At 70.6% G+C, this 26,464-nt stretch carries 24 protein-coding genes, 1 tRNA gene and 2 pseudogenes; 16 read left to right on the plus strand and 11 right to left on the minus strand.

What is annotated here, in order from left to right:
- Positions 1–139: 139 nt before the first annotated feature.
- The gene (locus QQY66_RS20120) at positions 140–1,357 is read left to right on the plus strand and encodes an Ig-like domain-containing protein (protein ID WP_301987427.1); all 1,218 of its coding nucleotides are present in this window, start codon (positions 140–142) and stop codon (positions 1,355–1,357) included.
- A gap of 186 nt (positions 1,358–1,543) precedes the next feature.
- A complete protein-coding gene (locus tag QQY66_RS20125) occupies positions 1,544–2,299 on the plus strand; it encodes a DUF6227 family protein (RefSeq protein WP_301981729.1) in 756 nt (251 codons plus the stop codon).
- A 180-nt stretch (positions 2,300–2,479) separates the two neighbouring features.
- Here the strand turns inward: QQY66_RS20125 and QQY66_RS20130 are convergent, their stop codons facing one another.
- The 4 genes from QQY66_RS20130 to QQY66_RS20145 form a co-directional block, all read right to left on the minus strand.
- Positions 2,480–4,612, minus strand: a complete 2,133-nt coding sequence (locus QQY66_RS20130; protein WP_301981730.1) for a fructose-specific PTS transporter subunit EIIC — start codon at positions 4,610–4,612, stop codon at positions 2,480–2,482.
- A 307-nt stretch (positions 4,613–4,919) separates the two neighbouring features.
- Positions 4,920–5,867, minus strand: coding sequence for a 1-phosphofructokinase (gene pfkB, locus QQY66_RS20135; protein WP_301981731.1), 948 nt, complete (start codon positions 5,865–5,867; stop codon positions 4,920–4,922).
- A complete protein-coding gene (locus tag QQY66_RS20140; RefSeq protein WP_301981732.1) occupies positions 5,864–6,625 on the minus strand; it encodes a DeoR/GlpR family DNA-binding transcription regulator in 762 nt (253 codons plus the stop codon). Before QQY66_RS20140 ends, pfkB begins: the two co-directional genes overlap by 4 nt.
- Positions 6,626–6,799: 174 nt before the next feature.
- On the minus strand, positions 6,800–8,314 hold the full coding sequence (locus QQY66_RS20145) for an MFS transporter (RefSeq protein WP_301981733.1): 1,515 nt from the start codon (positions 8,312–8,314) through the stop codon (positions 6,800–6,802).
- Between the two features lie 62 nt (positions 8,315–8,376).
- Between QQY66_RS20145 and QQY66_RS20150 the strand changes: the two genes are divergently transcribed.
- Positions 8,377–9,342, plus strand: a complete 966-nt coding sequence (locus QQY66_RS20150; protein WP_301981734.1) for a YafY family protein — start codon at positions 8,377–8,379, stop codon at positions 9,340–9,342.
- Between the two features lie 68 nt (positions 9,343–9,410).
- On the opposite strand, the gene QQY66_RS20155 is transcribed toward QQY66_RS20150, so the two are convergent.
- Entirely contained in the window at positions 9,411–9,953 is a 543-nt protein-coding gene (locus tag QQY66_RS20155) for a TetR family transcriptional regulator (RefSeq protein ID WP_367666984.1), read from the minus strand.
- 598 nt (positions 9,954–10,551) lie between these two features.
- A complete protein-coding gene (locus QQY66_RS20160; RefSeq protein WP_301981736.1) occupies positions 10,552–11,547 on the minus strand; it encodes an RNA polymerase sigma factor RpoD/SigA in 996 nt (331 codons plus the stop codon).
- Positions 11,548–11,743: 196 nt separating this feature from the next.
- Between QQY66_RS20160 and QQY66_RS20165 the strand changes: the two genes are divergently transcribed.
- Positions 11,744–12,262 (plus strand): GNAT family N-acetyltransferase, encoded by a 519-nt coding sequence (locus QQY66_RS20165; RefSeq protein WP_301981737.1) that lies wholly within the window; start codon positions 11,744–11,746, stop codon positions 12,260–12,262.
- Between the two features lie 16 nt (positions 12,263–12,278).
- Here the strand turns inward: QQY66_RS20165 and QQY66_RS20170 are convergent, their stop codons facing one another.
- Positions 12,279–13,070 (minus strand): dioxygenase, encoded by a 792-nt coding sequence (locus tag QQY66_RS20170; RefSeq protein ID WP_301981738.1) that lies wholly within the window; start codon positions 13,068–13,070, stop codon positions 12,279–12,281.
- A gap of 134 nt (positions 13,071–13,204) precedes the next feature.
- On the opposite strand from QQY66_RS20170, the gene QQY66_RS20175 reads away from it, so the two are divergent.
- Entirely contained in the window at positions 13,205–13,732 is a 528-nt protein-coding gene (locus tag QQY66_RS20175) for a MarR family winged helix-turn-helix transcriptional regulator (RefSeq protein WP_301981739.1), read from the plus strand.
- 233 nt (positions 13,733–13,965) lie between these two features.
- Here the strand turns inward: QQY66_RS20175 and QQY66_RS20180 are convergent, their stop codons facing one another.
- A complete protein-coding gene (locus QQY66_RS20180; protein WP_301981740.1) occupies positions 13,966–15,507 on the minus strand; it encodes an MFS transporter in 1,542 nt (513 codons plus the stop codon).
- A gap of 146 nt (positions 15,508–15,653) precedes the next feature.
- Positions 15,654–16,301, minus strand: a complete 648-nt coding sequence (locus QQY66_RS20185) for a TetR/AcrR family transcriptional regulator (protein WP_301981741.1) — start codon at positions 16,299–16,301, stop codon at positions 15,654–15,656.
- Positions 16,302–16,556: 255 nt separating this feature from the next.
- On the opposite strand from QQY66_RS20185, the gene QQY66_RS20190 reads away from it, so the two are divergent.
- The 11 genes and pseudogenes from QQY66_RS20190 to QQY66_RS20240 all read left to right on the plus strand — a co-directional run bounded on the left by QQY66_RS20190 (position 16,557) and on the right by QQY66_RS20240 (position 25,490).
- On the plus strand, positions 16,557–17,861 hold the full coding sequence (locus tag QQY66_RS20190; protein WP_301981742.1) for a M6 family metalloprotease domain-containing protein: 1,305 nt from the start codon (positions 16,557–16,559) through the stop codon (positions 17,859–17,861).
- 128 nt (positions 17,862–17,989) lie between these two features.
- Complete coding sequence (locus QQY66_RS20195; protein WP_301981743.1) at positions 17,990–19,675, plus strand: IclR family transcriptional regulator C-terminal domain-containing protein; 1,686 nt, start codon at positions 17,990–17,992, stop codon at positions 19,673–19,675.
- Between the two features lie 241 nt (positions 19,676–19,916).
- Positions 19,917–20,158, plus strand: a pseudogene (locus tag QQY66_RS20200) (sugar ABC transporter substrate-binding protein); the annotation flags it as partial.
- Positions 20,159–20,354: 196 nt separating this feature from the next.
- Complete coding sequence (locus QQY66_RS20205; protein ID WP_301981744.1) at positions 20,355–21,326, plus strand: ABC transporter ATP-binding protein; 972 nt, start codon at positions 20,355–20,357, stop codon at positions 21,324–21,326.
- Positions 21,323–22,174 (plus strand): ABC transporter permease, encoded by an 852-nt coding sequence (locus tag QQY66_RS20210; RefSeq protein WP_301981745.1) that lies wholly within the window; start codon positions 21,323–21,325, stop codon positions 22,172–22,174. Before QQY66_RS20205 ends, QQY66_RS20210 begins: the two co-directional genes overlap by 4 nt.
- A gap of 393 nt (positions 22,175–22,567) precedes the next feature.
- Positions 22,568–22,640 (plus strand) — tRNA-Arg (locus QQY66_RS20215).
- 51 nt (positions 22,641–22,691) lie between these two features.
- Positions 22,692–22,832 (plus strand): annotated as a pseudogene (locus QQY66_RS20220) (esterase); the annotation flags it as partial.
- An 88-nt stretch (positions 22,833–22,920) separates the two neighbouring features.
- Positions 22,921–23,052 (plus strand): hypothetical protein, encoded by a 132-nt coding sequence (locus QQY66_RS20225; RefSeq protein WP_301981746.1) that lies wholly within the window; start codon positions 22,921–22,923, stop codon positions 23,050–23,052.
- A gap of 47 nt (positions 23,053–23,099) precedes the next feature.
- Complete coding sequence (locus QQY66_RS20230; RefSeq protein ID WP_301981747.1) at positions 23,100–23,558, plus strand: hypothetical protein; 459 nt, start codon at positions 23,100–23,102, stop codon at positions 23,556–23,558.
- A 31-nt stretch (positions 23,559–23,589) separates the two neighbouring features.
- Positions 23,590–24,273, plus strand: coding sequence for a two-component system response regulator CseB (cseB, locus tag QQY66_RS20235; RefSeq protein ID WP_301981748.1), 684 nt, complete (start codon positions 23,590–23,592; stop codon positions 24,271–24,273).
- Positions 24,274–24,287: 14 nt separating this feature from the next.
- The gene (locus QQY66_RS20240) at positions 24,288–25,490 is read left to right on the plus strand and encodes a HAMP domain-containing sensor histidine kinase (RefSeq protein WP_301981749.1); all 1,203 of its coding nucleotides are present in this window, start codon (positions 24,288–24,290) and stop codon (positions 25,488–25,490) included.
- On the opposite strand, the gene QQY66_RS20245 is transcribed toward QQY66_RS20240, so the two are convergent.
- Positions 25,462–25,749 carry a barstar family protein gene (locus QQY66_RS20245; RefSeq protein WP_301981750.1) on the minus strand — a complete coding sequence of 96 codons (288 nt, stop codon included), beginning with the start codon at positions 25,747–25,749 and terminating at the stop codon, positions 25,462–25,464. The two genes, QQY66_RS20240 and QQY66_RS20245, sit on opposite strands and share 29 nt — an antisense overlap.
- Before the next feature lie 9 nt (positions 25,750–25,758).
- Positions 25,759–26,439 (minus strand): ribonuclease domain-containing protein, encoded by a 681-nt coding sequence (locus QQY66_RS20250; protein WP_301981751.1) that lies wholly within the window; start codon positions 26,437–26,439, stop codon positions 25,759–25,761.
- Between the last annotated feature and the right edge of the window lie 25 nt (positions 26,440–26,464).

Below are 26,464 nucleotides of genomic sequence, written 5' to 3' on the forward strand. Positions count from 1 at the left end.
AGGGCAGTACGCGCAATTGTCCCGGTTCTGTCACGTGATGGGCTTCACGGCGCTCGGCGGGAACCCGACCGGGGGCCGATCCCCTCTTTCTCTACGGACTGGAGCGGATCACGCACATCACATGAACCTGGAGCAGCTAGTGACAACGCCGGACATAGCAGCACGACGCGCACTGGGGGCCAGTGCCGTCCTGATGGTCGGCGCCCTCGCTCTCACCGCGTGCGGCGGCAGCGCGAACGCCAGCAACGACGGCAAGGGCGGCGGGGACAAGCCGAAGACGTCCACCGCGAAGATCGTCATCTCGGCGAAGGACGGCTCGACGAGCGCGTCGATCAACACGACCGGCGTGAAGGTGAGCGGCGGCAAGCTGACCGGCGTGAAGATGACGGTCGCGGGAGCGGGGACGGCCGTACCGGGAGAGATGTCCGCGGACGGCTCCGTTTGGAAGCCGAAGGAGCAGCTGGAGCGGGGGACGAAGTACCAGATATCGGCGACTGCCAAGGATTCGAAGGGCAAGACGGCTGCCGCCAACTCCATCTTCACCACGGTCTCTTCGGCGAACAGCTTCATCGGGACGTACACGCCGGACGACGGGAAGACGGTCGGCGTCGGGATGCCGGTGTCGTTCAACTTCGACAAGGTGATCAGCGACAAGAAGGCCGTGCAGTCGCACATCACCGTGGCGTCGAGCAGCGGGCAGAAGGTGGTCGGGCACTGGTTCGGGGCGCAGCGGCTCGACTTCCGGCCCGAGGAGTACTGGAAGGCCGGTTCCAAGGTCACGATGAAGATCGACCTGGACGGCGTGGAGGGCGCGAACGGCGTCTACGGGGTGCAGAAGAAGACCGTCACGTTCACGATCGGCCGGTCGCAGGTCTCCACGGTCGACGTCAACACGCAGACCATGACGGTCGTACGGGACGGCAAGACGATCAAGTCCGTGCCGATCTCGGCGGGCAGCCCTCAGCACACCACGTACAACGGGCAGATGGTGATCTCGGAGAAGTTCACGCAGACGCGTATGAACGGCACGACGGTCGGCTTCGGCGGCGAGTACGACATCCCGGACGTGCCGCACGCGATGCGACTGACCACGTCGGGCACCTTCATCCACGGCAACTACTGGTACAACAAGGGCAATCCGCCCTTCGGGCGGGAGGGCACCAGTCACGGCTGTGTCGGTCTCGCGGATGTGCAGGGCGCACAGGGGGACACCCAGGCCAAGTGGTTCTACGACAACTCGCTGGTCGGGGACGTGGTGATCGTCAAGAACTCCCCCGACAAGACGGTGGCGCCGGACAACGGGCTCAACGGCTGGAACATGTCGTGGAGCCAGTGGCTCGCGGGAAGTTCAGGCTGAGTGCGGCGGGCGGCATAAGTTGTTGCTGACCAGCATGTTTTGACGGATCATCGGGCCGCGTGGGAACTTCCCACGCGGCCCACGCGTTTTCCGTGCGTACGTTTTCTCGGTTCCCGGACATGATGTCCGACCGAGGGGCTACGGTATGCACCCACAAGGTGACATGCAGCAACGCCGGGAGAAACCTTGAGCGTTCCGTACGAGACGGCAGCGTACGAACCACCCGAGTCGCCCGAGTCTCCGGAGGAGCACCTCGCGCGACTCCTCGGCCGTGCCCTGAACTCCTTCGAGCTGCCGGACGAGACGATACGGCGGCTCGACTGCGCGCTGGCGCACGACAGCTCGCTGCACTCCGCGCACCACAGCGCGGGACTGCACCGCGAGACGTACCGGCACACCTGGCTGCTCGCCGACGGCTCCGCGCTCACCCTCTGGGAACTCGTCCACAACACCGCCCCGGGCCGCGACCCGCAGCACGAGGTGTACGTCGACGAGGAGGAACTGGGCGCCGCCACCGCCCGGCTGCCGCTGCCTGCGGACGCCCCGGACTTCGAACTGCCGGTGACGGTGCAGCTGTCCACGATCCCGGTGCCCCGGCACGCGTACATGCACGACGACTCGGCGGACCACGCGCGCCGGCTGCTGCGCCGCGCGGAGAACCCGGACCGGCCGGGGGCGGACACGGCCACGCTGCTGACCACGGCCTTCGCCCACCAGATCACCCAGGCCTTCGGACGCCCGTGCCGCGCGGGCCGCGTCGGGCTGTGCTTCTCGCTCTACGAACACGCCTTCCTGCTGCGCGACGGTGAGGAGATCTCCCTCTGGGAGGTCGAGCACACGGCGACACCCGACAGGCGTCATATGTGCGAGGTCTACGTCACCGAGGACGCGGCCAGGGACGCGATGGAGCGGCGGGCAGCGCGGGTCTCCTATGGCGCATGAGGTGTGGCGCGTGACGTGTGGCGCGTCACACGTGAAATAGCACTGTCCTGCGCCGCCCCATTCGGACGGCTCACCGCCCCACACCACAAGCGGAAATGCGGTCGGCCGCGGAGCCTCCGGAGAGGACCGCGGCCGACCGCACCGTGCCGTGTGCGCCGCTACACCGCCGCTAGGCCGCCGCTACACCGCCACCGGCTGCTTCGCCTCCGCCGGTGCCGTGGGCGAGCCCGTCGTCTCGGCGGGCACCGTGCCCGGCGCCGTCTTGCGCAGGCCCTTGAGGATGATCACCAGGGCCGTCGTGACGCCCACGCCCGCGGCGATGGCGACCAGGAAGAGGAACGGGTTGCCGATCAGCGGGACCACGAAGATGCCGCCGTGCGGGGCGCGCAGCGTGGCATCGAAGGCCATCGACAGGGAGCCGGTGACCGCGCCGCCCACCATCGACGCGGGGATCACGCGCAGCGGGTCGGCCGCGGCGAACGGGATCGCGCCCTCGGAGATGAAGGAGGCGCCCAGGACCCAGGCGGCCTTGCCGTTCTCACGCTCGGCCGGGGTGAAGAGCTTCGCGCGCACGGTCGTCGCCAGGGCCATGGCCAGCGGCGGAACCATACCGGCCGCCATCACGGCCGCCATGATCTTCATCGCCGAGTCGCTGGGGCTCGCGACCGCGATGCCGGCCGTGGCGAAGGTGTACGCGACCTTGTTGACGGGGCCGCCGAGGTCGAAGCACATCATCAGGCCGAGCAGAGCGCCGAGCAGGATGGCGTTGGCGCCGGAGAGACCGTTCAGCCAGTCGGTCATGCCCTTCTGGGCCTCGGCGATGGGCTTGCCGATCACCACGAACATCAGGAAGCCGACGATCGCCGAGGAGATCAGCGGGATCACCACGACCGGCATGATGCCGCGGACCGCCGCGGGGATCTTGACCTTCTGGATGGCCATCACCACGCCACCGGCGATCAGACCGGCGGCCAGACCGCCGAGGAAGCCCGCGTTGATGGTGAGGGAGATCGCACCGCCGACGAAACCGGGCACCAGGCCTGGCCGGTCGGCCATGCCGTAGGCGATATAGCCGGCCAGGACCGGGACGAGGAACTGGAAGGCCACGCCGCCGATCTGGAAGAGCAGCGCGCCCCAGCTGTCCACCTGGGTCCACGTGAAGTGCTCCATGACCGACGGCGCCTTGTTGACCTCCCAGCCGCCGATCGCGAAGCCGAGGGCGATCAGCAGACCGCCCGCGGCGACGAACGGGACCATGTAACTCACGCCGGACATCAGCCACTTGCGCAGCTTGGTGCCGTAGCCCTCGCCGGAGTCACCGGCGCGATCCACCGGCGTGCCCGCGCCGGCGGGCGCCCCTGCCGTCGTCTCACCGCGCGCCGCCTTCCCGCGCACCTCGGTGATCAGCTCGCCGGGCCGGTTGATGCCGGCCTTCACGCCGACGTCGACGGTCGGCTTGCCGGCGAAGCGGTCCTTCTCCCGTACGGGCAGGTCGTGGGCGAAGATCACGCCGTCAGCCGCCGCGATGACGGCCGGGTCGAGCCGCGTGAACCCGGCCGAGCCCTGTGTCTCGACGACGACCTCGACGCCCGCCTCGCGGCCCGCGTTCTCCAGCGACTCGGCCGCCATGTAGGTGTGCGCGATGCCGGTGGGGCAGGAGGTGACGGCGACGATACGGAAGGGGCGCTCGCCGGAGTCGGACGGGGCGTGCGCGCCCGGCGTCTCCTCCGCCGTACTGACCGCTGCGGCGCCGACGGAGGCCGCCCCCGGCGCCGCAGCGGTGTCTTCGGGGGCGCTCTCAGCGCCCTGCTCGCCCTGCGCACCCCGCACGCCCTCGGACGCGCCCTCCGCGCCACTCGCCACCGCCGACACCTCGTCCCCACGGATCAGCGCCGCCGCGGACCCCGCGTCGCCCACCGACCGCAGCGCGTCCGTGAACTCGGTGTTCATCAGCTGCCGGGCCAGCGACGACAGGATCGTCAGGTGGGCGTCGTCGGCGCCGGCGGGCGCGGCGATCAGGAAGATCAGGTCGGCCGGGCCGTCCGCCGCACCGAAGTCGATGCCGTCGGCGCTGCGCCCGAAGGCGAGCGTCGGCTCGGTGACGTGCTCGCTGCGGCAGTGCGGGATGCCGATGCCGCCGTCGAGGCCGGTCGGCATCTGCGCCTCGCGGGCGGCCACGTCGGCGAGGAAGCCCTCGAGGTCGGTCACCCGGCCCTGGGCGACCATGCGCTCGGCGAGGGCTCGGGCCGCCGCTTCCTTGGTGTCGGCGGACAGGTCGAGATCGACCAGGTCCGCGGTGATCATGTCGCTCATCGCGGGCTCCTTCGCACGCGTATCGCCCGGGAACTGCGGTGGGCGCTTCGGGGGACGGGGGTGCTGTGGGGGGCTTCGGGGGGTGCGGGGGGTGCGGAGGCGGGGCCGGGGAAACCCCGCCTCCGCCGGTCGGCAGGGCGGCTCAGGGTGCCCTGCCGGCCGTCGGCCGCGGCGAGTAACGGGGTGCCCCGCCGCTTCAAGGCCGGTCCATACGGTGTCGCCGATGGCGTCAGTGCCGTAGCGGCCATCCTCGTAAAAGTCATCAATGCCGCAAAAGCTGTGAGTGGCATGAAAGACATCACATCGGTCATGACACCGGCTCCTTCAGTACGCGGTCCACCGGCACCTCGGCCGTGACCGTCACCGCGGCCGGGTCCAGGTCGCCCGGTGTCGGCATCACGCTGCCGGGCAGCTGGACGGCGGCAGCACCATGTGCGACGGCGGATGCTAGGGCCTCCGGGCCGCTGCCGCCGGCGATCAGGAACCCGGCGAGCGAGGAGTCACCGGCGCCAACGTTGGAGCGCACGGCGTCCACGTGCGCGCTGCCGAACCAGGCGCCCGCGCTGTCCACGAGCAGTTGCCCGTCCGCGCCCAGGCTCGCCAGCACGGCCCGCGCGCCCATCTCGCGCAGTTCCTCGGCCGCCTTCACCGCGTCGCCCACCGTCGCCAGCGGGCGTCCGACGGCCTCCGCGAGTTCCTCGGCGTTCGGCTTCACCACGTCGGGCCGCTCACGCAGCGCCTCCAGCAACGCGGGCCCGGAGGTGTCCAGCGCGATCCGTACGCCCATGGCGTGCGCCCGCGCGACCAGCTCGGCGTACCACGACGGCGCGAGCCCCCGCGGCAGGCTCCCGCAGCAGGCGATCCACGCGGCGTTCAGCGACTGCCTGCGCACCGTCTCGAAGAGCAGCTCCCGCTCCTCGGCCGACAGCTCCGGACCCGGCGCGTTGATCTTCGTGAGCACCCCGTCCGCCTCCGCGAGCGCGATGTTCGAGCGGGTGGCCCCGGCGACCGGGACCGGCGCGACCTCGATGCCCTGCGCGTCCAGCAGATCCGCCACGAGCGCGCCCGGCGCACCACCCAGGGGCAGCACCGCCACCGTGCGCTGCCCGGCTGCCGTGACGGCGCGCGAGACGTTCACGCCCTTGCCGCCGGGGTCCATGCGCTCGCCGGTGGCGCGGATGACCTCGCCGCGCTCCAGGGAGGGGACCTCGTAGGTGCGGTCGAGGGACGGGTTGGGGGTGACGGTGAGGATCATGCGCGCACTACTTCCGTGCCGCCGCGCTCGATCGCGGTGGCGTCTTCGGGGCTCAGCCCGCTGTCGGTGATCAGCAGGTCCACATCGCTCAGGTCGCCGAACCGGGCGAAGTGCTCCTGGCCGTGCTTGGAGGAGTCGGCGAGCAGCACCACGCGGCGGGCGGCGGCGAGGGCCGCGCGCTTGACCGCGGCCTCGGCGAGGTCGGGGGTGGTCAGGCCGTGGTCGGCGGAGAAGCCGTTGGCCGCCACGAAGAGGACGTCCGCCCGGATCTCGCCGTATGCGCGCAGCGCCCAAGCGTCCACGGCGGCGCGCGTACGGTGCCGTACGCGCCCCCCGACGAGATGGAGCTGGATGCCCGGGTGGTCGGCGAGGCGGGCCGCGATCGGCAGGCTGTGCGTGACGACGGTGAGGGAGGCCTCCAGCGGGATGGCCGCGGCGAGCCGCGCCACCGTCGTACCGGCGTCGAGGATCATCGTGCCCTCGGTCGGCAGCTCGGCGAGGGCCGCCTTGGCGATGTGGTCCTTCTCGTCGGCGGCGGTGGTCTCGCGTTCGGCGAGGTCCGGCTCGAAGTCGAGGCGTCCGGCCGGGATGGCCCCGCCGTGCACCCGGCGGACCAGGCCGGCGCGGTCGAGGGCCTTCAGATCGCGCCGGATCGTCTCGGCCGTGACCTGGAACTCCTCGGCCAGCGACACCACGTCCACGCGCCCGCCGTCACGGGCGAGGCGGAGGATCTCCTGCTGCCGCTCCGGTGCGTACATGCCCGTTCACCTCCGACTCATGCCCGAACTTGTGGTTTCACCGGGGAGGCTACGCCCGCATTTCCGGAAAGTAAACAGGGTCGGACCTCATTCGGGCATGAACGGACTTTCAGGCATGGCGGAAGGGCCCGGCGCCACCAGCAGCACCGAGCCCTTCCGACCGGATCCCCCAGCTCAGGACACGAGCTCAGGCTCCCGCTCCTCCACCCGCACCTCGGCCTCCGCCCCCTCCACATGCTGAGCCGGCCGCTTCGGCAGCGCGAACATCAGCAGGAAGATCGCGCCCATCACCGCGGCCACCCACCCCAGCGCGTACTGGAAGGCGTCCACGAACGCCGGGCCGACCTCGGCCGGCGCCAGCCGCTCGCTGATCCGGCCGAAGAACACGACCGACACCAGCCCGAGCCCCAGCGCGTTCCCCATCTGCATCACGGTGTTGATCAGCCCTGACGCGGAACCGGCGTGCTCGCGCGGCACCTCCGACAGCACGGCGTCGGTCAGCGGGGCGAAGATCAGGCCCATGCCCGCGCCCATCACGATCAGGGGCAGCGCCATCTGCCAGGAGGCGATACCGAGGCCGTACCGCTCGGACTCCCACAGGTAGAGCAGGACACCCGCCGCCATCGTCAGCGCGCCCGCCTGAAGCACCTTGCGCCCGAAGCGCGGGACCAGCTTCTGCACCGACATCCCGGCCGCCACCGACACCGCGATCGAGAACGGCACGCCCGTCAGCCCCGCCCGCAGCGGGCTCCAGTCCAGCCCGATCTGCATGTACAGCGTCCACACCAGGAAGAAGACACCGAGCCCGATCCCGAACACCGTCTGCACCGCGATACCGGCCGCGAAGCTCTTCACCTTGAACAGCGACAGCTCGACCAGCGGGGAGCCGTCCCGCGCGGCCTTCCGCTTCTCGTACGCCACCAGCGCCGCGAACACGACGAGCGCGCCCGCCATCGACACGTACCCCCACAGCGGCCAGCCCAGCTCACGGCCGCGGGTCAGCGGGTAGAGCAGCATCAGCAGACCCAGCGTCACCAGGCCGACGCCGACGAGGTCGAGCTTCAGCGCCCGCGGCGCCTTGGACTCGGTGATGAAGCGGCTGCCGAGGATCAGACCGATGATGCCGACCGGCAGGTTGATCAGGAAGATGGGCCGCCATTCGAGCCCGAACAGGTTCCACTCGGTCAGCAGCGCACCCAGCAGCGGACCGGAGACGGCCCCCAGCCCCACGATCGCGCCGAACAGCCCGAACACCTTGCCCCGCTCGTGTGCCGGGAACGTCGCGTGCACGATCGACAGCACCTGCGGCACCATCAGCGCCGCCATCGCGCCCTGCAGTATCCGCGCGGCGACCAGCATCTCCGGGTTCACCGCGAAGCCGCACAGCGCCGACGCGACGGTGAAGCCGCCGATGCCGACGAGGAACACCCGCTTGCGGCCGTGAATGTCGCCGAGCCGTCCGCCGGTGATCAGACCCGCGGCGAAGGCGAGCGCGTAACCGGCCGTTATCCACTGGATCTGGCTGAAGGACGCACCGGCCTCCTGCTGGATCGAGGGGATGGCGATGTTGACGATCGTGACGTCGACGAGGTCCATGAAGGCCGCGGTCATCACGATCGCGAGGGCGAACCAACGGCGACGGTCTGCCGGAGCGGCCGGCACGTGCGGTGAGGTCTCGGTGGAAGTCATGTCCTCAAGTTAGAACCCCACTAGGACAGATCGTGTCCTAGTGCTGCGGCATCCTCGAACTCATGACGACAGACACTCCGGCCCGGCTCCTCCAGCTGCTCTCCCTGCTCCAGACGCCCCGCGAATGGCCAGGCGGCGAGCTCGCCGACCGGCTCGGCGTCTCCCGCCGCACGGTCCGCAGGGACGTCGACCGGCTGCGCGAACTGGGTTATCCGGTACAGGCGACCATGGGCGCCGACGGCGGCTACCGACTGGTCGCGGGCAAGGCGATGCCGCCGCTCGTCCTCGACGACGAGGAGGCGGTGGCGATCGCGGTCGGGCTGCGGGCCGGCGCGGGGCACGCGGTGGAAGGAGTCGACGAGGCCTCCGTACGGGCCCTGGCCAAGCTGGAGCAGGTGCTGCCGTCTCGGCTACGGCACCGCGTCTCCACCCTCCAGGCCGCGACCACACCGCTGACCAGCGGAGACGGGGCGAGCATCGCGCCCGAGACGCTCACCGTGATGGCGTCGACCGTGGCCGGGCGGGAGCGGCTGCGGTTCGCCTACCGGGCGAAGGACGGGACCGAGTCGCGACGGCTGACCGAGCCGTATCGGCTGGTGTCGACGGGACGCCGCTGGTACCTCGTCGCATACGACCTCGATCGCGCCGACTGGCGTACGTTCCGCGTCGACCGCGTGAGCGAGCCCTTCGCCACCGGCGCGCGGTTCGCTCCGCGGGAGCTGCCGACGGGGAGTGCGGCGGAGTATCTGCGGCAGTCGATCCAGCGGCAGCAGGACACCTACGCATTCATGGTCACGTTCGCCGACTCCGCCGAGGCGGTGGGCGCACGGTTGCCGGGCTGGCTCGGGGCACCCGAGCCGCTGGGCCCGGACCGATGCCGGCTGCGGGCCACCACGAGCGATCCGGTGGAGTGGCTGGCGGTACGGCTCGCGATGCTCGGAGTCGACTTCACGGTGCAGGCACCGACAGAACTCGTGGAGTGCGTACGGGAGTTGGGCGGGCGGTTGAGCCGGGCGGGCGGGGAGTAACCAGCGCCCCCGAAGGGGCGCGGGGAACTGCGCGACCAGCCACAACGGACCCGCGGACGAACGACGGCCTATCGCTGCCCCCCGCGGAGCGCTTCGCCCCAAAACCCCCGCACCGCCTCCAAGTTCCGCAACGCCAACGCGGCCGGCCCCTCCGGTCCCGTCGCCGGTGCCTCGCCCGACGCCCAGGACTCGACCGCCACACGCACCGCGGCGCCGGCGACGGCAGCGGCGTAACGGAGTTCGGGGGACACCACAGAGCGCTCGGCAACGATGTCGTCACCCTCCGCGATCACCGACCCCTCTGCAACCCCACCCCGCTCCCCCAACACCACAGCCAGCGACGTCTCGGACGCCAGACACACCTCGCCCCACACCTTCCGCAGTGCGGGGCTGGTCATGGCCAGGCGGACCAGCGTGCGCACCCACTCCCAGGACGCCGCGGAGACCCCTGTTCCCGGCGTCAGGGTGTGCCGTACGGCGTGTTCCAGGGCCTCGGGGAGCGGCAGTTCGGCAGGGGCCTCCCGTACCGCCTCGGCCCAGCGCTGGGCGCCCGTGGTGTAGAGCGGGGCGACCGCCTCCTCCTTGGTCGCGAAGTAGCGGCAGAAGACCACCAGTCGGATTAGCGTTCCGTAGCGATACCGTGGCACACTGTCACGCGCACGCCCGGAGCCCAGGCGACGTCGGGCACTCTCCTCGGTCAGGGCCTGCGCCCTGACCGACCAGCGTCCGGAGGGACGTGCCACGCGGGCTGACGGCTCTTGCCGTTCAGCACCAGGGCACGAAGGCGATTGGCTCACACCCTGCGCAACACTCAGGGTCACTGATCCAGTCAGAGACGCTATGCCCATGTGACACAATCTGCCGTTCGGCGGGCCGCCCCGTGGTTCAGGTACGGGGTGGCCCGCCGAACGGCATGCCGGGCACACGCCACAGGCAGAGCCGGGCCCCGGCGCCCGGGGGGAAGGGCACCGGAACCCGGCTCGGGGAGAGTCCCGGCGCCGGGGGGAGGGCGTCGGGACTTGGTTCAAAGGGGGTCGCTGGTCTTGTTCCCGCGACCCCGCGGGTTGAAGCGGCGTTAAACACGCCATGTTTGCGCGGTCTTTCGCCACCAGCGCACGCGCCTCCGGAGGCCGTACGCCGCCCAGCGCACGCAGCGTCCCACGCGCGCCGGACCGAAACAGTCTGTCCTGCAGCTCTCTTACAGGTCTCTTACGCTGCCGCGTCGAACCCGGTGTCCCGGGCCAGCTTCTTCAGCTCCAGCAGGGCGTGCTTCTCGATCTGCCGGATCCGCTCACGCGTGAGACCGTGCTCCTTGCCGACCTCCGTCAGCGTGCGCTCCCGGCCGTCCTCGATGCCGTACCGCATCTTGATGATCGAGGCGGTGCGCTGGTCGAGGCGGCTGATCAGCTCTTCCAGTCCCTCGCTGCGCAGCAGCGTCAGCACCGACTGCTCGGGCGAGACCGCGGAGGTGTCCTCGAGCAGGTCGCCGAACTGGGTGTCGCCGTCGTCGTCCACCGACATGTTGAGCGAGACCGGGTCGCGGGCCCAGTCCAGGACGTCCGTCACGCGCTCCGGCGTCGAGTCGAGCTCGGCGGCGATCTCGGCGGGCTCCGGCTCGCGGCCGTTCTCCCGGTTGAACTCGCGCTGGATGCGGCGGATCCGGCCCAGCTCCTCCACCAGGTGGACGGGCAGCCGGATGGTGCGGGACTGGTCGGCTATCGAGCGGGTGATGGCCTGGCGGATCCACCAGGTCGCGTACGTCGAGAACTTGAAGCCCTTGCGGTAGTCGAACTTCTCCACCGCGCGCACCAGACCGGCGTTGCCCTCCTGGATGAGGTCCAGCAGGGGCAGGCCGCTGCGGGGGTAGCGGCGGGCCACGGCAACGACCAGGCGGAGGTTGGAGCGGATGAAGACGTCCTTGGCCCGCTCACCCTCGGCGACCAGTGCCTCGAGCTCCTCGCGGGCGGCGTCCACCTGGGACTCCGCCTCGCCGGCGAGGACCTGTCGCGCGAACACACCCGCCTCGATGGTCTGAGACAGCTCGACCTCCTTGGCGGCGTCGAGCAGCGGTGTGCGCGCGATCTCGTCGAGGTACATGCCGACCAGGTCGCGGTCAGCGATCTCGCCGCCGTGGGCGCGAACACTGCGTGCCGCGTCGGTCCCGCCCTTGGCGGACTGACGACGGGCGACGGCACCGGTTGCCATGCGTGCTCCCTTGCGATGGTGAGGTCAGCGGGTGGTCCTTCGGATGCCCGGTTCTACGCCTCGGGTGGCTCTTCTGTTCACTCCTCGGGTGCCCTGCATCCGATGGAAACAACGACTGGAATCAGGACAGAATTCCCAACCCGCCCCTCTATTTTTCTGATCATGCAGTACCCTGTGCCGCCACATAGGAGGCGTGATGTCGTCGGAGCGTACAGAGGTGCAGGTCAGGCCGGGAGTCGAGAGCGACCTCGAAGCCCTCACCGATCTCTACAACCACTATGTACGTGAGACGCCCATCACATTTGACACGGCCGCCTTCGTTCCGGAAGAGCGCCGCCCTTGGCTGCTCTCCCACCCTGAAGACGGCCCGTACCGGCTGATGGTTGCCACGGAGGTGGACTCACAGGAAATTCTGGGCTACGCCACATCCAGCCCTTACCGCGCGAAGCCCGCCTACGCGACCTCCGTCGAGGTCACGGTGTACGTCGCCCCCGGCGCGGGCCGCCGCGGCATCGGCACGCTCCTCTACAAGGCCCTCTTCGAGGCGCTGGCCGACGAGGACCTGCACCGGGCCTACGCGGGCATCGCCCAGCCCAACGAAGCGTCCACGCGGCTGCATGAACGCTTCGGATTCCGCTACGTCGGCACGTACCGGGAGGTGGGCCGGAAGTTCGGCCGCTACTGGGACGTCGCCTGGTACGAGAAGGATCTGTAGGCCGCTCGAACCGAGGTCACCCGAACTGAACGGACCGCTTCGCCATTCCCATCCAGAACCCGTCGATCACCGACTTCTGCGCGTCCAGCTCACCGGCCGCGTCCGCCGCGCCCAGCGTCACGAACAGCGGGGCGAAGTGCTCGGTGCGCGGATGGGCGTAGCGGCCGGCCGGGGCCTTGTTCAGGAAGTCCAGCAGGGAGTCCACGTCACGGGACTCCAGCGCGCTCCGGCCCCAGTCGTCGAACTCGGACGACCAGCGCGGCACTCCCCCGCCCGTGTGCCGCAGCGCGGCCAGGTTGTGGGTGAAGAAGCCGGAACCGACGATCAGTACGCCCTCGTCGCGCAGCGGCGCGAGCTTGCGGCCGATCTCCATGAGCCGGACCGGGTCGAGGGTCGGCATGGAGACCTGCAGGACCGGGATGTCGGCCTCGGGGAACATCTCCACCAGCGGGACATAGGCGCCGTGGTCGAGGCCGCGGTCCGGGACGTCCTGCACGGGCGTGCCCGGCGCCCGCAGCAACTTCCGTACGGACTCGGCGAGTTCGGGGGCGCCCGGGGCGTCGTACCGCACCTGGTAGTAGTGCTCGGGGAAGCCCCAGAAGTCGTAGACGAGCGGGACCGGCTCGGTGGCGCCGAGGGCGAGCGGGGCCTCTTCCCAGTGGGCGGAGACCATCAGGATCGCCTTGGGGCGCGGCAGGTCGGCGGACCAGGCGGCGAGTTCGCCGGGCCAGATCGGGTCGTCCGCGAGTGGTGGGGCGCCGTGGCTGAGATACAGGGCGGGCATGCGCTCCTGAGTGGCGGCGGACATGACGGCGACTCCCTCCGGGGAACTGGTGCTCGAAGCTATTGCTTGAAGCTGTTGCTTGAACTCTAAAACACCCCTTCTGAATCCTACGCATCGTTTGTTTAACCTTCAAGGAGGGCCCTCGTACAGTGGAGTACATGAACACGGCACCCGCATCCTCCGAAGAAGCGTCCACAGCCGAGGAGCCCCGCTGGCTCACCGCCGACGAGCAGCGCACCTGGCGCTTCTACCTGCACGCCAGCACGCTCCTCGAGGACCACCTGGACCGCCAGCTCCAGCGTGACGCGGGCATGCCGCACATCTACTACGGCCTTCTGGTCGCCCTTGCCGAGTCCCCCGGCCGCCGGCTGAGAATGACCGAGCTGGCCATGCACGCGAAGATCACCCGGTCCCGGCTCTCCCACGCCATCGCGCGCCTGGAGAAGAACGGGTGGGTACGGCGTGAGGACTGCCCATCCGACAAGCGGGGCCAGTTCGCGGTGCTGACGGAGGAGGGCGCGGAGGTGCTGCGCCGCACCGCGCCCGGCCATGTCGAGGCCGTACGCCAGGCCTTGTTCGACCGGCTCACCCCCGACCAGCAGAAGTCCCTCGGCGAGATCATGCAGATCATCGCGGAGGGGCTCCAGCCGAGCGAGGCGGGCGCGGATCTGCCCTGGCTGCGGTGACGCTCCGCTGGAAGTGCCGCGATCTGTAGGCGATTGTCTGCGGCGCCGTCGTGGCTGGTCGCGCAGTTCCCCGCGCCCCTTCGGGGCGCTGCCACAAGGGGCGTTGACATAAAAGGGTGCGGACCTGCCCCCGGCTCCGGTGCGCGGAGTCGGGGGCAGGTCCTGGGAGTCGTACGTACGAGAGCGTCCCCTCCCCCGTACGTACGAGTCGGTCCCGAAGGGGTGTCGTCGGCTCAGTGGGCGACGACGGGTACCGCCACCTCATCCTCGACGCCTTCGGCCGATCCGGCCACCGCAGAGGTGTCGGGCTTCCCGGCGTTGACGAGGACCATGACGAGGACCGCGGCGAGCACCAGCATGCCGACGGCGAACCAGATCGCGTTGGTGTAGCCGTGCACCTGGCCCTGGAGCTGGACCAGCCGCTGCTGGGAGCTGGAGGTCGCGGAGCCGATGTGGTCCGCGATGTAGGTGGTCGTGGCCGACGCGGCGATCGTGTTCAGCAGGGCCGTACCGATCGCGCCGCCCACCTGCTGCGAGGTGTTGACCATCGCGGAGGCGACACCGGAGTCCCGGGGCTCGACGCCCAGGGTGGCCAGGGACATGGCCGGCATGAAGGCCGTACCCATGCCGAGACCGAGCAGGAGCATCGCCGGCAGGATGATCGAGGCGTACGACGAACCGATCTCCAGCTGGGTCATCAGGAGCATGCCGATCGCGGCGACCAGGAAGCCGGGGCCCATCAGCATCCGCGCCGGGACGCGGGTCATCAGACGGGTACCGATCTGGGTCGAGCCGACCATCATGCCGACGATCATCGGCATGAAGGCGAAGCCGGTCTTGATCGGCGTGTAGCCCTTCACGATCTGCAGGTAGTAGGTGAGGAACAGGAACGTGCCGAACATCGCGATGATCGCGATGCCGAGCGAGAGGTAGATCCCGCCGCGGTTGCGGTCGGTGATGACGCGCAGCGGCAGCAGCGGGGCCTTGACCTTGGCCTCGGTGATGACGAACGCGATCAGCAGCACCACCGACGCGACGAACATGCCGACGGTCACCGAGTCGCCCCAGCCGTCGGACTCGGCGCGGGTGAAGCCGTAGACCAGCGCGACCAGGCCGAGGGTGGAGAGCAGGACGCCGGGGATGTCGAGCGGGTTGCGGTTGCGGCCGCCCTCCGGCTCACGGATGACGAAGTACGCGCCGAGCGCGGCCACGATCGCGAACGGGATGTTCACGAAGAACGTCCAGCGCCAGTCCATGTACTCGGTCAGCACACCACCGAGGATGAAGCCCACGGCACCGCCACCACCGGCGATCGCGCCGTAGATGCCGAACGCCTTGGCGCGCTCCTTGGCGTCCGTGAACATCACGGCGAGCAGGGAGAGCGCGGCGGGCGCGAGCAGTGCGCCGAACACGCCCTGAAGGGCACGGGCGCCGAACATCATGGCCTCGTTGGTGGCCGCACCGCCGAGCGCGGAGGCCCCGGCGAAGCCGATCAGGCCGACCACGAAGGCGCGCTTCCGGCCCCACAGGTCGGCGACCCGGCCGCCGAACAGCAGCAGTCCGCCGAAGGCGAGGGCGTAGGCCGTGACGACCCACTGCCGGTTGCCGTCGGATATGCCCAGGTCCTGCTGGGCGGAGGGCAGCGCGATGTTCACGATGGTCGCGTCGAGCACGACCATCAGCTGGGCGAGCGCTATGAAGACGAGCGCTTTCCAGCGGTTGGCGTCGCCGGACGAGGCCGGGGCGCCGGGAGCCTTTGAGGCTGTTTCAGACATGGAGGTACCCACTTCGGGACTTCGGGACGGAAAAACGGTGAGGTAGGTGAGGTAAGGGAACGACTGGGCAAGGGAACGGCTCGTCGTCACTGACGGCCGGAAGCTGTGTGTCGTGACTGACTGGCGTGGCGCTCTGAACTAATCGGTCAGGCTTGGCTCCGCAGGTCCTCCATCGTTGAGGCCACCCCCGGCAGGACCGAGCGGGCCGGGGCCCGCAGTCCGTCCAGGAAGAGCTGCAGGTGCCGGTGGACGAAGCGGTCGAGGCTCATACAGCCGACACCGGCCGGGGGCCGGCTGAGCTGGGCCACGGCGAGCATCACGTCGCCGACGGCCACATCGGAGCGGAGCTGGCCCGCCTTCTGGGCACGCTCCATGACCTCTTCGATGAGCTGCTCGACCCGTTCCCGCGCCGCCTCCAGGTCGGGGTGGTGCCGGTCGAAGGTGCTGGCGACCATCGGGCACAGCGCGCTGATCCGCTCGTCGGCGGCGGCGTGCACAAAGCGCTCCAGCGCCTCGAAGGCGTCCCCGGTCTCCGCCAGCGCCTGGTGCGCGGCCTCGGCCGTTCGGTCCATGACCGAGCAGACGACCTCGCGGACCAGCGCTTCGCGGTCGGGGAAGTTGCGGTACACCGTGGCATTGCCGACGCCGGCCCGGCGGGCGATCTCATCGAGCGGCACCTCGGCGCCGAACTCGGTGAACATCTCGCGGGCGGCGGTGACGATCCGCTCCCGGTTGCGCAGGGCGTCGGCGCGCGGCCGGGTCACCTTCTTCTGCACGGGGGTCGCGGTCTGCACGGCGTACTCCTCGACTGGCTCTGGTGCGATCCGGGGAAGCTCTCCCCGTTTCGCGCGGACACAGGTCTAAACGGGGAACCAGTCCCCGTTTGTTTCCCGTATTCGAAGAGATTTCCTGTGACCTGAGTCACACCTCTACTGGCGGGAAACGCACGTTCGGCCCCTCCAGCGCGCGCCCGCCCCACCCCCCGCCCCAGGGTGATCGAAAGGGCGCAGCCCATGACCTGCGGCTGCCCGGAGCGAAGGGGGCCGTGCATGCCGCAGCCGACCGCCACCCGTCGGATACGCCCGCGCCGCCTGGCCGCCCTCGCGTCCGTGACCGCCCTGACCTTCGCGGTCAGCAACTCGGCCGGTACGGGGCACCTGGCGGCGACCTCCACGACGGCCGGCGCCGGCTCGATCGCCCTGGCCCGCTCCGCCGCCCACGGCCCCTGCATGATCACCGGCGGCCCCCAGGTCCAGATGTCGGAGGGCGTCCCCACCCCCCGCGGCTACTCCCGCTCCACCGGCACCGTCCGCGCCCTCACCCTCATGATCGACTTCTCCGACGCCCCCGGCCAGGGCACCGCCCTCGACCGCTACGCCGAGTTCTTCCCGCAGACCCAGGAATGGTTCCGGACCAGTTCCTACGGCCGCCTGCACTACCGCCCCGAGACGCCCGTACGCCAGTGGCTGCGCATGCCGAAGCCGTTCCGGGCGTACGGCATAGAACGCGGCGCCCCCTTCGCCCCCGGCTACCGCGACCTGGTCCAGGACCTCGTCGCCGCCGCCGATCCCAAGATCGACTTCACGTCGTACGACTTCCTGAACGTGCTGATCACCCCGAACGCCGGCCCCTCCGCCCTGGACACCGTCCTGTCCGTGACCTTCGCCGGCAACACCGAGGCACCGGTCGCGGACGGCAGGCCGGTGGCCAACGCGTCCTTCGTCTACTCCCGCCAGGACGACGGCTCCGGCACCTACGGCAAGACCGGCTACCGCGTCCTGCCCCACGAGAACGGCCATGTCTTCGGCCTGCCCGACCTCTACACCCAGGAAGGCGGGGCCGCCGTCGGCCACTGGGACATCATGAGCGAGGACTGGGGCGCCAACAACGACTTCCTCGGCTGGCACAAATGGAAACTGGGCTGGCTGGACGCCACCCAGGTCAGCTGCGCGGCCGACACCGGCACCAGCGACCACGCGCTCACCCCCTTGTCCCGCGCGGGCGGCCCCAAGCTGGTCTTCGTCCCGGTCGACGCCCGCACCGGCTACGCGGTCGAGCTGCGCACCCGCGGCGGCAACGACGAGGCGGTCTGCCGCCCCGGCGTCCTGATCTACAAAGTCGACGCGACAGTGGACACCGGCCGGGGACCGGTGACGGTGTACGACTCACGCCGGGACAGCGGCGGCTGCACCCGCAGCCCGAACGTCCACGCGGAACTGTCCGACGCGCCCTTCACGCAGGGCGAGGACTTCCGGGACCCCCGGCACGGCATCCGGATCGCGGTGACGGAAGCGGATCCCGGCGGGGAGCACCGGGTGCGGGTGACACGGGGCCCGCGGCCGACGCGGAAGTGAAGGAAGCGCGCGCAGCGCTCGAGGAAAGGAAGCGCGCGCAAGGCTTGGGGAAAGGAAACGCGCGCGGGGCTGGAAGAAACGGGCGCGGATTACCGTAGGCCTGCCGCGACCGCCGTACCGGAGAACCGATGCCCGCGAACACCACGACCGCCGCCCTCGGGGCGACCGGCCAGCCCGCCGCCGTACCGGCCGAGGCGGTCACCCCGCTGATGCGCGGGATCGCCGTGCTGCGGCACCTGACCGAGGCGGGCGGCACGCTGAGCCCGAGCGGCCTGGAACGGGCCACCGGACTCGCCCGCTCCACCATCGACCGGATCACCTCGACGCTCGCGCGCATGGGGTACGTCCGCCTCGACGGCCGGGACGCGGTCCTCACCCCCCGCCTGATGGAACTGGGCAACGCCTACCTGTCCGCCCTGCGCCTGCCGGCGCTGCTGGCCGCCCGCGCCGACCAACTCGCCGACGAACTCGACGAGTCGGTGTCACTCGCGGTGGGCGACCGCGACGGCATCCGCTTCATCCACCAGGCCACCCGCCGCCGCGCGATGTCCCTCAGCTTCCGCATCGGCGACCTCCTCCCGGCCGAACGCACCGCGCCAGGACCGCTGTTCGCCGCCGAGTGGAGCGACGACGACTGGGCGCGCTGGCGCGCACGCCGGGCGGCGGACCCGCAGGACCGGGCCTTTCCCGCCGTACCGCCACGCGAACACACCCGCCCCGACGAGGAGTTCGAGCACCGGGCGGCACAGGCGGCGGCGGACGGCTGGGCGCTGGACGACCAGCTGATCGAGCCGGGCCTGGTCGCGGTGGCCGTACCCGTACGCGATCCCCGAACCGGCCAAGTCGCCTGTGTGGCAAGCGTGGTGAGCCACACCAGCCGCCACACCGCCGCCGGCCTGCGCGACACGCTTCTGCCCCGGCTACGGGCGGCGGTGACGGACATGGAACGCGAGCTGCGCGAGTCCCCGCCGCCGGAGCCGGCTCCGCCGCCGTCGGGCCTTGCGACCTGGACGGGGGCGTCGAAGCAGGAGCTGGGGAGGGAGTTCGTGGAATCCCTGGCCCGCGGCCTGACCGTCCTGACGGCCTTCGGCGAGGGCCGCGCGGAACTGACCCTGACGGAGGTCGCGAAGGCGACGGGCCTGGCCCGGGCGACGGCCCGCCGGGCGCTGATCACATACGAGCATCTGGGGCTGGTACGGCCGGGTCCGCACCGCACGTTCACACTCACCTCGAGGGTCCTCTCCCTGGGCTTCCCGCCGCTCTCCCGCACGACCCTCTCCCAGATCGCGACCCCGCACCTCGCCGACCTCTCCACCCGGGTCCACGAGTCGGCGTCACTGGCCGTCCTGTCGCCGTCGGGCGAGGAGATCCAGTACACGGCCAGGGTGGCCACGATCCGGGTGATGAGCGTCAACATCACGGTGGGGACGCGGCTGCCGGCGTACGCGACCTCGATGGGGCGGGTGATGCTCGCCGGCGTACCTGAAGCGGCGCGCGCACCGGGCGAGTTGAAGGCGCTGACCCCGCGCACGGTCACGGACCCCTCGGTGCTCTCCGCGATCCTGGAGGATGTCCGAGCGCAGGGCTACGCCCTGGTCGACGAGGAGCTGGAGGAGGGCCTCCGCTCCATCGCGGTGCCGGTTCGTGACCGCACGGGCCGGGTGGTGGCCGCGGTGAACGTCGCGATGCACGCGGCCCGGCACACGGCCGACGAATGCGTCCACGACATCCTGCCCGAGCTGAGGGCGACGGCGGCGGGCATCGAGTCGGACCTGCATGTGGCGGGGAGGTTCACGCGGGTGTCGGTGGCGTGAGAGACGCGCACGCCACTCGCTCCCCTTCCGGCCTTGCAGAGACGTCCTGACATATCCATTGACAGCCCTCGGAGGCGGCCTCGTAGTACGTGGCACTTGGGACTAGAGCGCGCCAATAAAGCGCTCTAGCACCCCGGGCCGCACTGCGAGGTTCATGGGACCTGCGCAGACACCAGGACATGCGCAGACACCGACGAGCCGCCACACTCGGGCGGCAAGAAGTCCGAGGAGGAGGGCGCGGCAGGTGGTCACCCTCGGCGCCCGATCGCCCTCACCGCCGTGCAGACCGTGTCCGACGCGGGCACCGAGGCCAAGGTCGCGGAATTCGCCGTCGACCAACAGCCCTACCTTCAGGGCCACCTCTCCGTCGACGCCCTCTGGCTCTACCGGACCAACGGCAACTTCAGCGGCGGCGGCACCGCACCCGTCCTCAACGGACCGGCCTTCATCACCAAGGACAACGTCGACGAGGTCGCCGACTTCGGGCGAAGGGGACGCGCTGTATCGGCACGTAGGTACACGTTAGGTAATGTGTTCGCCCGGGTAGGGCCCGGACAGTCGCTGCGAGGCGGCCACGACCGGCCGCAGACGATCGCGGCATGACCACCGCGGACATCGGCGCGGCCTCCGGCCCCTGATCCCAGAGGACGACCACGAGAAGACTGACGGGGGAACACCTATGACGACCGCTCACGCCCTGTCCGGGGCTGGGAGCAGTCCACCGCCGGAGAGCGACACGGTCATCGACGTACGCGATCTGCGGATGCGCTACCGCAGCCAGGACGTACTGAAGGGGGTCGGCTTCACGGCCCGTCGAGGGGAAGTCGTCGTACTGCTCGGCCCGAACGGCGCGGGCAAGACGACCACGATCGAGATCCTGGAAGGCTTCCGGATGCGCTCGGCCGGTGACGTGACCGTCCTCGGCACCGATCCGGCTCGCGGGGACGAGCGGTGGCGTGCACGCCTGGGCATCGTGTTGCAGTCCTGGCGCGACCACGGCAAGTGGCGGGTGCGGGAGCTGCTGGCACAGCTGGGTTCGTACTACGCGCCGTACTCCACCGCCCTCGTACGGCGGCCGTGGGACATCGACGACCTCATCGCCGCCGTGGGGCTCACCGAACAGGCGGACAAACGGGTCGGGACCCTGTCGGGCGGGCAACGCAGACGTTTCGACGTGGCCATCGGCATTGTGGGCCGACCGGAGCTGCTGTTCCTGGACGAGCCGACGGCCGGCCTGGACCCGGAGGCCAGGAACGAGTTCCACGGCCTGGTGCGCGGGCTCGCGGACGACAACACCACCGTTCTGCTGACCACGCACGATCTTGCCGAGGCGGAGAGGCTCGCCGACCGGATCCTCATTCTGGCCGGTGGCCGCATCGTGGCCGACGGCCCCGCCGAGGAGCTGTCCCGGCAGGCATCGGCCGAGGCCACCGTGCGCTGGACCCGGGACGGGAAGCCCTACGAGCAGGCGACAGCCGAGCCGACCCCCTTCGTCCGCCGGCTGTTCGAGGAGCACGGCGAGGCGATCGGCGGGCTGGAGGTGCGCCGGGCGAGCCTGGAGGACACCTACCTGACGATGGTGCGCGAGTCGGAGGCGGGAAGCATCTCCGGCGAGCGCGCGGCACGGGCTTTCGGGGAGGGATCGCGATGAGTCCGGTGTGGTACGCAGCGAGAGCGGGAGTGCGGCGTGGCTGCACGGAACTTCGGCAGACCTTCACCACCGGCCAGGACGTGTTCGGATACGTCCTCTGGACGGTCCTGCTCATCGTGCCGCTCTTCCTGGTCAGGGGCGATCCGCTGAAGGGTGCCGGCATCTCGGCCGGCGCGTTCATGCTGCCGAGCATGGTGGGGATGACACTCGCCTTCACCGGCATGATGACCACCGCGCAGCTACTGGCCACCGAGCGCGAGGACGGCACCCTGCTGCGGGCCAAATCCGTTCCTCACGGCATGGTCGGCCACCTTGTCGGCAAGATCATCATGGTGTCGGGTACGGCCCTCGCCTCCATGGCGCTCGCCCTCGCCGCCGGTGTGTTCCTCGTCGAAGACGTTGCCCGGCAGGGCGGCGGGGCGTGGTTGACGCTGGTGTGGGTGGTACCGCTGGGCCTCCTGGCAACCCTGCCCATCGGCGCCGTCATCGGCTCCCTCGTCGGCAGCCCCCGCACCATCGGCTTGCTGATGCTTCCGGTCATGGGCCTCATCGTGATCTCCGGCATCTACTTCCCCCTCTCAAAGCTGCCCGAGTGGCTCCAGACCGTCGGCCAGATCTTCCCCGTCTACTGGCTGGGCCTCGGCCTCCGCTCGGCACTCCTTCCGGCCGACGCGGTCGCCGCCGAGCTCGGCGAATCCTGGCGGCACCTGGAGACAGCTGGGGTACTGGGTGCCTGGGCAGTCGCCGGGCTGCTCCTCGCACCGCCCGTACTACGGAGGATGGCCCGCCGCGAGTCCGGATCCGCGATGGCGGAACGGCATCGGAAGGCCATGCAGCGGGTCGGCTAGGGCCTGTCCGGCGGATCAGGTCGGAGGAAAAGCGGCGGTGCCTGATCAGCGCAGGTGAGCGGGGCCTGGTGCGTGCAGATGCAAGGCCCCGCCTCTCCGGCAAGATCCGCCGGACAGGCCCCAGTGGCGTGCCGGGGGCGTTGTCCGGGGCCGGGTGGAGGCGCGCCGGATTCGGGGCGGTCGGCGGGTGTGGGTGTGCGGGTGCGGGTGCGGGTGCGGGTGCGGGTGCCTCAGGGTGGCGGGCGCCGGCGGTAGCGCCGGCGTGGGCATCCGGCACCGGGCCTCGGCCGGCCCAGCCCTGCACGGGGCGCCTTCTGGCCTGCGGAAACGAGAACCTGTCCACCGCCGATCCCTAATCCGCTAGGCTAGTCGCCGGATCTCGCGGAGATCCTCGCCTTCGTAGCTCAGGGGATAGAGCACGGCTCTCCTAAAGCCGGTGTCGCAGGTTCGAATCCTGCCGGGGGCACAACGCGTTACCGCTCTGGCCTGGGGTTTCTTCCTCGGGCTCGTTAGGACACCCGGGCCGGGCGGTTCCCTCGGCTTCGCCGACCCGTAGACCGGTGTCACGTTCGGCTATGTCACCAACGGCTTCCGCAAGACCGTGACGGCGGATCCGCGGGCGCAGGCGCTGGTCAGGGCGGTGCAGGTCGACCTTTAGCCGCCTCTGGCGGCTCACACGTGGATCGGGTGGGACGTCCGGCCGGACGCCGCGTCGATCTCCGTGCCATCCCACAGTGGTGTGCATCATGACGATCGCCTCCGGAACACCTGCTCAGAGTGCTCCGGCAAAGCCGCCGATGCACGATTCCGGCGCATGGTTGCATAAACCCGCTGTTATAGACATCACTGATGGATTTAACCGGTCGTTCATGAAATGACCTGCACTATTTGAGGCGAAACGACCGACAGCACGGGGGAGACGTGCATGGCTCTTCGACGATCGGCGCTGTGCGCGTCGCTCGCGGGTCTGCTGGCCTGCCTCACCGGGTGCGGCGTGCCCGGTGACGGGGCCCGGGTGGAGGGGCCGGCCCCGACCCGCGTCCCGTGGACCGGGCCGGTGTACGTCCTGGACTGGGGGTCCAAGCCCCACGAGCGGCCGGACCTGATGAACCTGACCGACTACACGACGCTGGACTGGATGCGGTGGCGCGACTGGGGTTCGCCCCGGACCACCGCGACCGGCTACGTGATGGACTTCTCCTGCGGCTCCGGCTGCCCCGACGAGGAACCGCGGAGCTACCAGGTCGAGATCGTCCTCAGCGGGCTGGTGAAGCGGCAGTACGCGGCGTACTACAGCCACGCGAGCGTCACCCCCGTCCACCGGCCGGCACCCGACTGGGCGGAGGACGTCAGCGGCGTCCCCCTGCGCGTGCCGAAGCCGTGACGCGCTTGCCCGACCCACAGTGAGAGGGAGCATGCACGACATCCTGCTCGTCGAGGACGACGAGATGATCCGCGAGGCCACCCGGCTCACGCTGGAAGGACACGGCTATCGCGTCCGTACGGCGGCCGACGGTGTGCGCGGGCTCGCCCTGTTCCGGGAGCGGCGGCCCGACGTGGCGGTGCTCGACATCATGCTGCCGGGGCTGAACGGGGTGAGCCTGGCCGGGCGTATCCGCGAGGAGTCCGGCGTGCCGGTGCTGCTGATCTCGGCGCGCAACGACCCGGTGGACGTGGTGATGGGCCTGGAGGCGGGCGCCGACGACTATGTGACCAAGCCGTTCGACGGGCCGGTACTGGTCGCCCGGATCCGCTCGCTGCTGCGGCGGGCGGCACCCGTCGCAGCGCCGTCGCGGCCGGAGGAACCGCCGGTCGAGCTCCTGCGCTTCGGCGACCTGCGCTTCTGCCCGGTCTCCCTGGCCGTGCGCAGGAACGACAAACTCCTGTCGCTGACCACGACCGAGCTGAAGCTGCTCAAGGAGTTCACGACCTCGCCCGGCACGGTGTTCACCCGGGACCTCCTCCTGGAGCGGGTCTGGGACTACGCCTGGTCCGGCGACACCCGGGTGGTGGACGTCCATGTGCAGCGGCTGCGCGCCAAGATCGGCCGGGAGCGGATCGAGACGGTGCGCGGCTTCGGCTACAAGCTGCGCGTGTGAGGCGGACCGGATCCGTGAACGTCGGTACGAAGGTCGCCCTCGCCGTGGCCGCCGCGGCCATGACGGTGGCGGCGGCGGTCGGCGTCCTGGTCCACCACCTCACCTCCGAGAGACAACTGGACACGGCACGCTCGGAGTTGGACCGGCAACTGGTGACCGCCGCATACGACTACGCGGCCGCCCGCACCTCGCCGGCCCGGATCAACCCGCCGGGTCTGCCGGAACCGGTCGGCGAGGCCGTGCGGGGCGGGGTCCGGGTGACCTACCTCCAGGACGGCGCGCGTCCGGTGCTGTGGGCGGCGACCCGGGTCTCGGACCGTGAGGTGCTCACGGTGTCGCGGTCCTACGCGCCGGAGGCCCGTGCGCTGGCCTCGCTGGACCGGACCCTGGGCGCGGTGGGCGCGATCGCCACCGTCCTGGTCTCCCTGGCGGGCCTGTTCCTCGGGGTGCGGATGGGGCGCCGGGCGACCGCCGCGGCCCGCACCGCCGAACGCGTCGCGAACGGTGATCTCGACGCCCGGGTGCACCCCGGCGGCCGGGACGAGATCGCGCGCCTGTCCGCCGCCGTCGACACCATGGCGGACGCGCTCGGCGCCCGGCTGGAGGCGGAACGCCGGGTGACCGCGGACATCGCGCACGAGCTGCGCACCCCGGTCGCGGGCATGTCGACGGCGGTCGGCCTGCTGCCGCCGGGCCCCGCCACGGACCTGATCGTGCGGTCCGTGCGGAACCTGCGCGGGCTGGTCGAGGACGTCCTCGAAGTGGCCCGCATGGACGCCCAGGTGGCGACCGTGGAGACGGAGGAGCGGCAGGTGAGCGCGATGGTCCGGCGGGCGGTGGCCGGACTGGAGCGGGTGGAGGTGCGGGTGCCGGCCGACGCGACGGTGACGACGGACCCGCGCCGCGTCGAGCGGATCCTCTCCAACCTCGCCTCCAACGCGCTGCGGCACGGCGCCCCGCCGGTCGAGATCGAGGTGGACGGCCCGGTCGTCCGCGTACGCGACCACGGTCCCGGCTTCCCGCCCGACCTCTTCGCGGTCCTGCACACCTCCGGCCCCCAGCGCTTCCGTACGAGCGCGCCGGGGGCCGGGACCGGTCTGGGCCTGACGATCGCGGTCGGCCAGGTGCGCCTCCTGGGCGCCGTCCTGACCTTCCGCAACCATCCCGAGGGCGGGGCGGAAGCCGTGCTCAGGCTGCCGGACCGGCCTTCAGGCTGAGGCGTCCCTCCTTCCCGACGGCGTCGACGATCGCCAGGAAGGTCGAGAGCTGCCGCGGATCCTCGTCCGCGAGGAGTTGGTCGGCGTCGTGGACGACGACCGTGACGGGGCCGGACTCGACCACGCTGAACAGGCACTCCTCGAAGGCGTCCCAGTTGTGGCCGAAGTAGTCCGGGAAGCCGAGCGCTTCGGACCACACGGCGAACAGGTCGATGAGGGTGCGGCAACGGCCGCCACGGACCTCGGGGCCCTCGTTCATGACGTTCTCCTACCAGCGGCCGAGGTAGTGGAAGGAGCCGTAGTGGTCGAACGTCGCGTACACATGGCCGTTGCGGGTGTTGCGGACGATGCGCTCCCGGCCCCGAATGCCGGTTTGGGCGTGGTTCCAGGCGTGGACGTCGTACTCGCGGTAGATATCCTGCGAGCCGTCCGCGTTGTTGGGCGTGACGTGGTGGCGCTCCTCCAGGCCCTGGATAACGTGGCGACCGTCCCGGAACAGGCCGCCGTAGTAGATGTAGTGGTGTTCCCGCACCCGGCTGGTGCCGGTGTCGAAGTGGTACCAGGCGCGGGCGCCCTGGGTGATGTTGCCGGGCCACCCCTGTCCGGGGTATCCGCGCTCGCCCGGCGCCACGAGGTGGAACCGGTCGCCCTGGATGTTGCTGACGCCCTCGCGGCTCCAGAATTCGGCCGCGCTGGCCGCTCCCCGCCATTGCTGGTTGGAGATGCCGGCCGGCTGATCTCCGCGCGGCGGCAGGGGAGCCGGGGCCGGCGCCGGGGCGGGGCAGGTCTGGGCCGGAGCGCTGAAGCAGCTGGGGCCCTCGGCGGCGTGCGCGGTGGCCGACACGCCGACCCCGCCGATGGTGATGCTGAGCAGCATGGCCGGGACGGCGGCCTTGCGCGCACGGTCGCGAAGGCGGGACGACAGGCTCCGCCTGGAGGATGAGGACATGGTGGTTCCCTGGTCTCTTCTCGGA

Origin of the sequence: Streptomyces sp. DG2A-72 (assembly GCF_030499575.1) — a bacterium.
Taxonomy (GTDB): domain Bacteria; phylum Actinomycetota; class Actinomycetes; order Streptomycetales; family Streptomycetaceae; genus Streptomyces.

Coding starts and splice junctions, on each gene's coding strand:
- QQY66_RS20170 (WP_301981738.1), bottom strand. CDS start 13,070: ATGTCCGCCGCCACTCAGGAGCGCATGCCCGCCCTGTATCTCAGCCAC.
- QQY66_RS20175 (WP_301981739.1), top strand. CDS start 13,205: ATGAACACGGCACCCGCATCCTCCGAAGAAGCGTCCACAGCCGAGGAG.
- QQY66_RS20245 (WP_301981750.1), bottom strand. CDS start 25,749: ATGAACGAGGGCCCCGAGGTCCGTGGCGGCCGTTGCCGCACCCTCATC.
- QQY66_RS20190 (WP_301981742.1), top strand. CDS start 16,557: ATGCCGCAGCCGACCGCCACCCGTCGGATACGCCCGCGCCGCCTGGCC.
- QQY66_RS20140 (WP_301981732.1), bottom strand. CDS start 6,625: ATGTACGCACCGGAGCGGCAGCAGGAGATCCTCCGCCTCGCCCGTGAC.
- QQY66_RS20210 (WP_301981745.1), top strand. CDS start 21,323: ATGAGTCCGGTGTGGTACGCAGCGAGAGCGGGAGTGCGGCGTGGCTGC.
- QQY66_RS20160 (WP_301981736.1), bottom strand. CDS start 11,547: ATGGCAACCGGTGCCGTCGCCCGTCGTCAGTCCGCCAAGGGCGGGACC.
- QQY66_RS20150 (WP_301981734.1), top strand. CDS start 8,377: ATGACGACAGACACTCCGGCCCGGCTCCTCCAGCTGCTCTCCCTGCTC.
- QQY66_RS20165 (WP_301981737.1), top strand. CDS start 11,744: ATGTCGTCGGAGCGTACAGAGGTGCAGGTCAGGCCGGGAGTCGAGAGC.
- QQY66_RS20145 (WP_301981733.1), bottom strand. CDS start 8,314: ATGACTTCCACCGAGACCTCACCGCACGTGCCGGCCGCTCCGGCAGAC.
- pfkB (WP_301981731.1), bottom strand. CDS start 5,867: ATGATCCTCACCGTCACCCCCAACCCGTCCCTCGACCGCACCTACGAG.
- QQY66_RS20250 (WP_301981751.1), bottom strand. CDS start 26,439: ATGTCCTCATCCTCCAGGCGGAGCCTGTCGTCCCGCCTTCGCGACCGT.
- QQY66_RS20205 (WP_301981744.1), top strand. CDS start 20,355: ATGACGACCGCTCACGCCCTGTCCGGGGCTGGGAGCAGTCCACCGCCG.
- QQY66_RS20230 (WP_301981747.1), top strand. CDS start 23,100: ATGGCTCTTCGACGATCGGCGCTGTGCGCGTCGCTCGCGGGTCTGCTG.
- QQY66_RS20130 (WP_301981730.1), bottom strand. CDS start 4,612: ATGAGCGACATGATCACCGCGGACCTGGTCGATCTCGACCTGTCCGCC.
- QQY66_RS20225 (WP_301981746.1), top strand. CDS start 22,921: ATGACGATCGCCTCCGGAACACCTGCTCAGAGTGCTCCGGCAAAGCCG.
- QQY66_RS20180 (WP_301981740.1), bottom strand. CDS start 15,507: ATGTCTGAAACAGCCTCAAAGGCTCCCGGCGCCCCGGCCTCGTCCGGC.
- cseB (WP_301981748.1), top strand. CDS start 23,590: ATGCACGACATCCTGCTCGTCGAGGACGACGAGATGATCCGCGAGGCC.
- QQY66_RS20195 (WP_301981743.1), top strand. CDS start 17,990: ATGCCCGCGAACACCACGACCGCCGCCCTCGGGGCGACCGGCCAGCCC.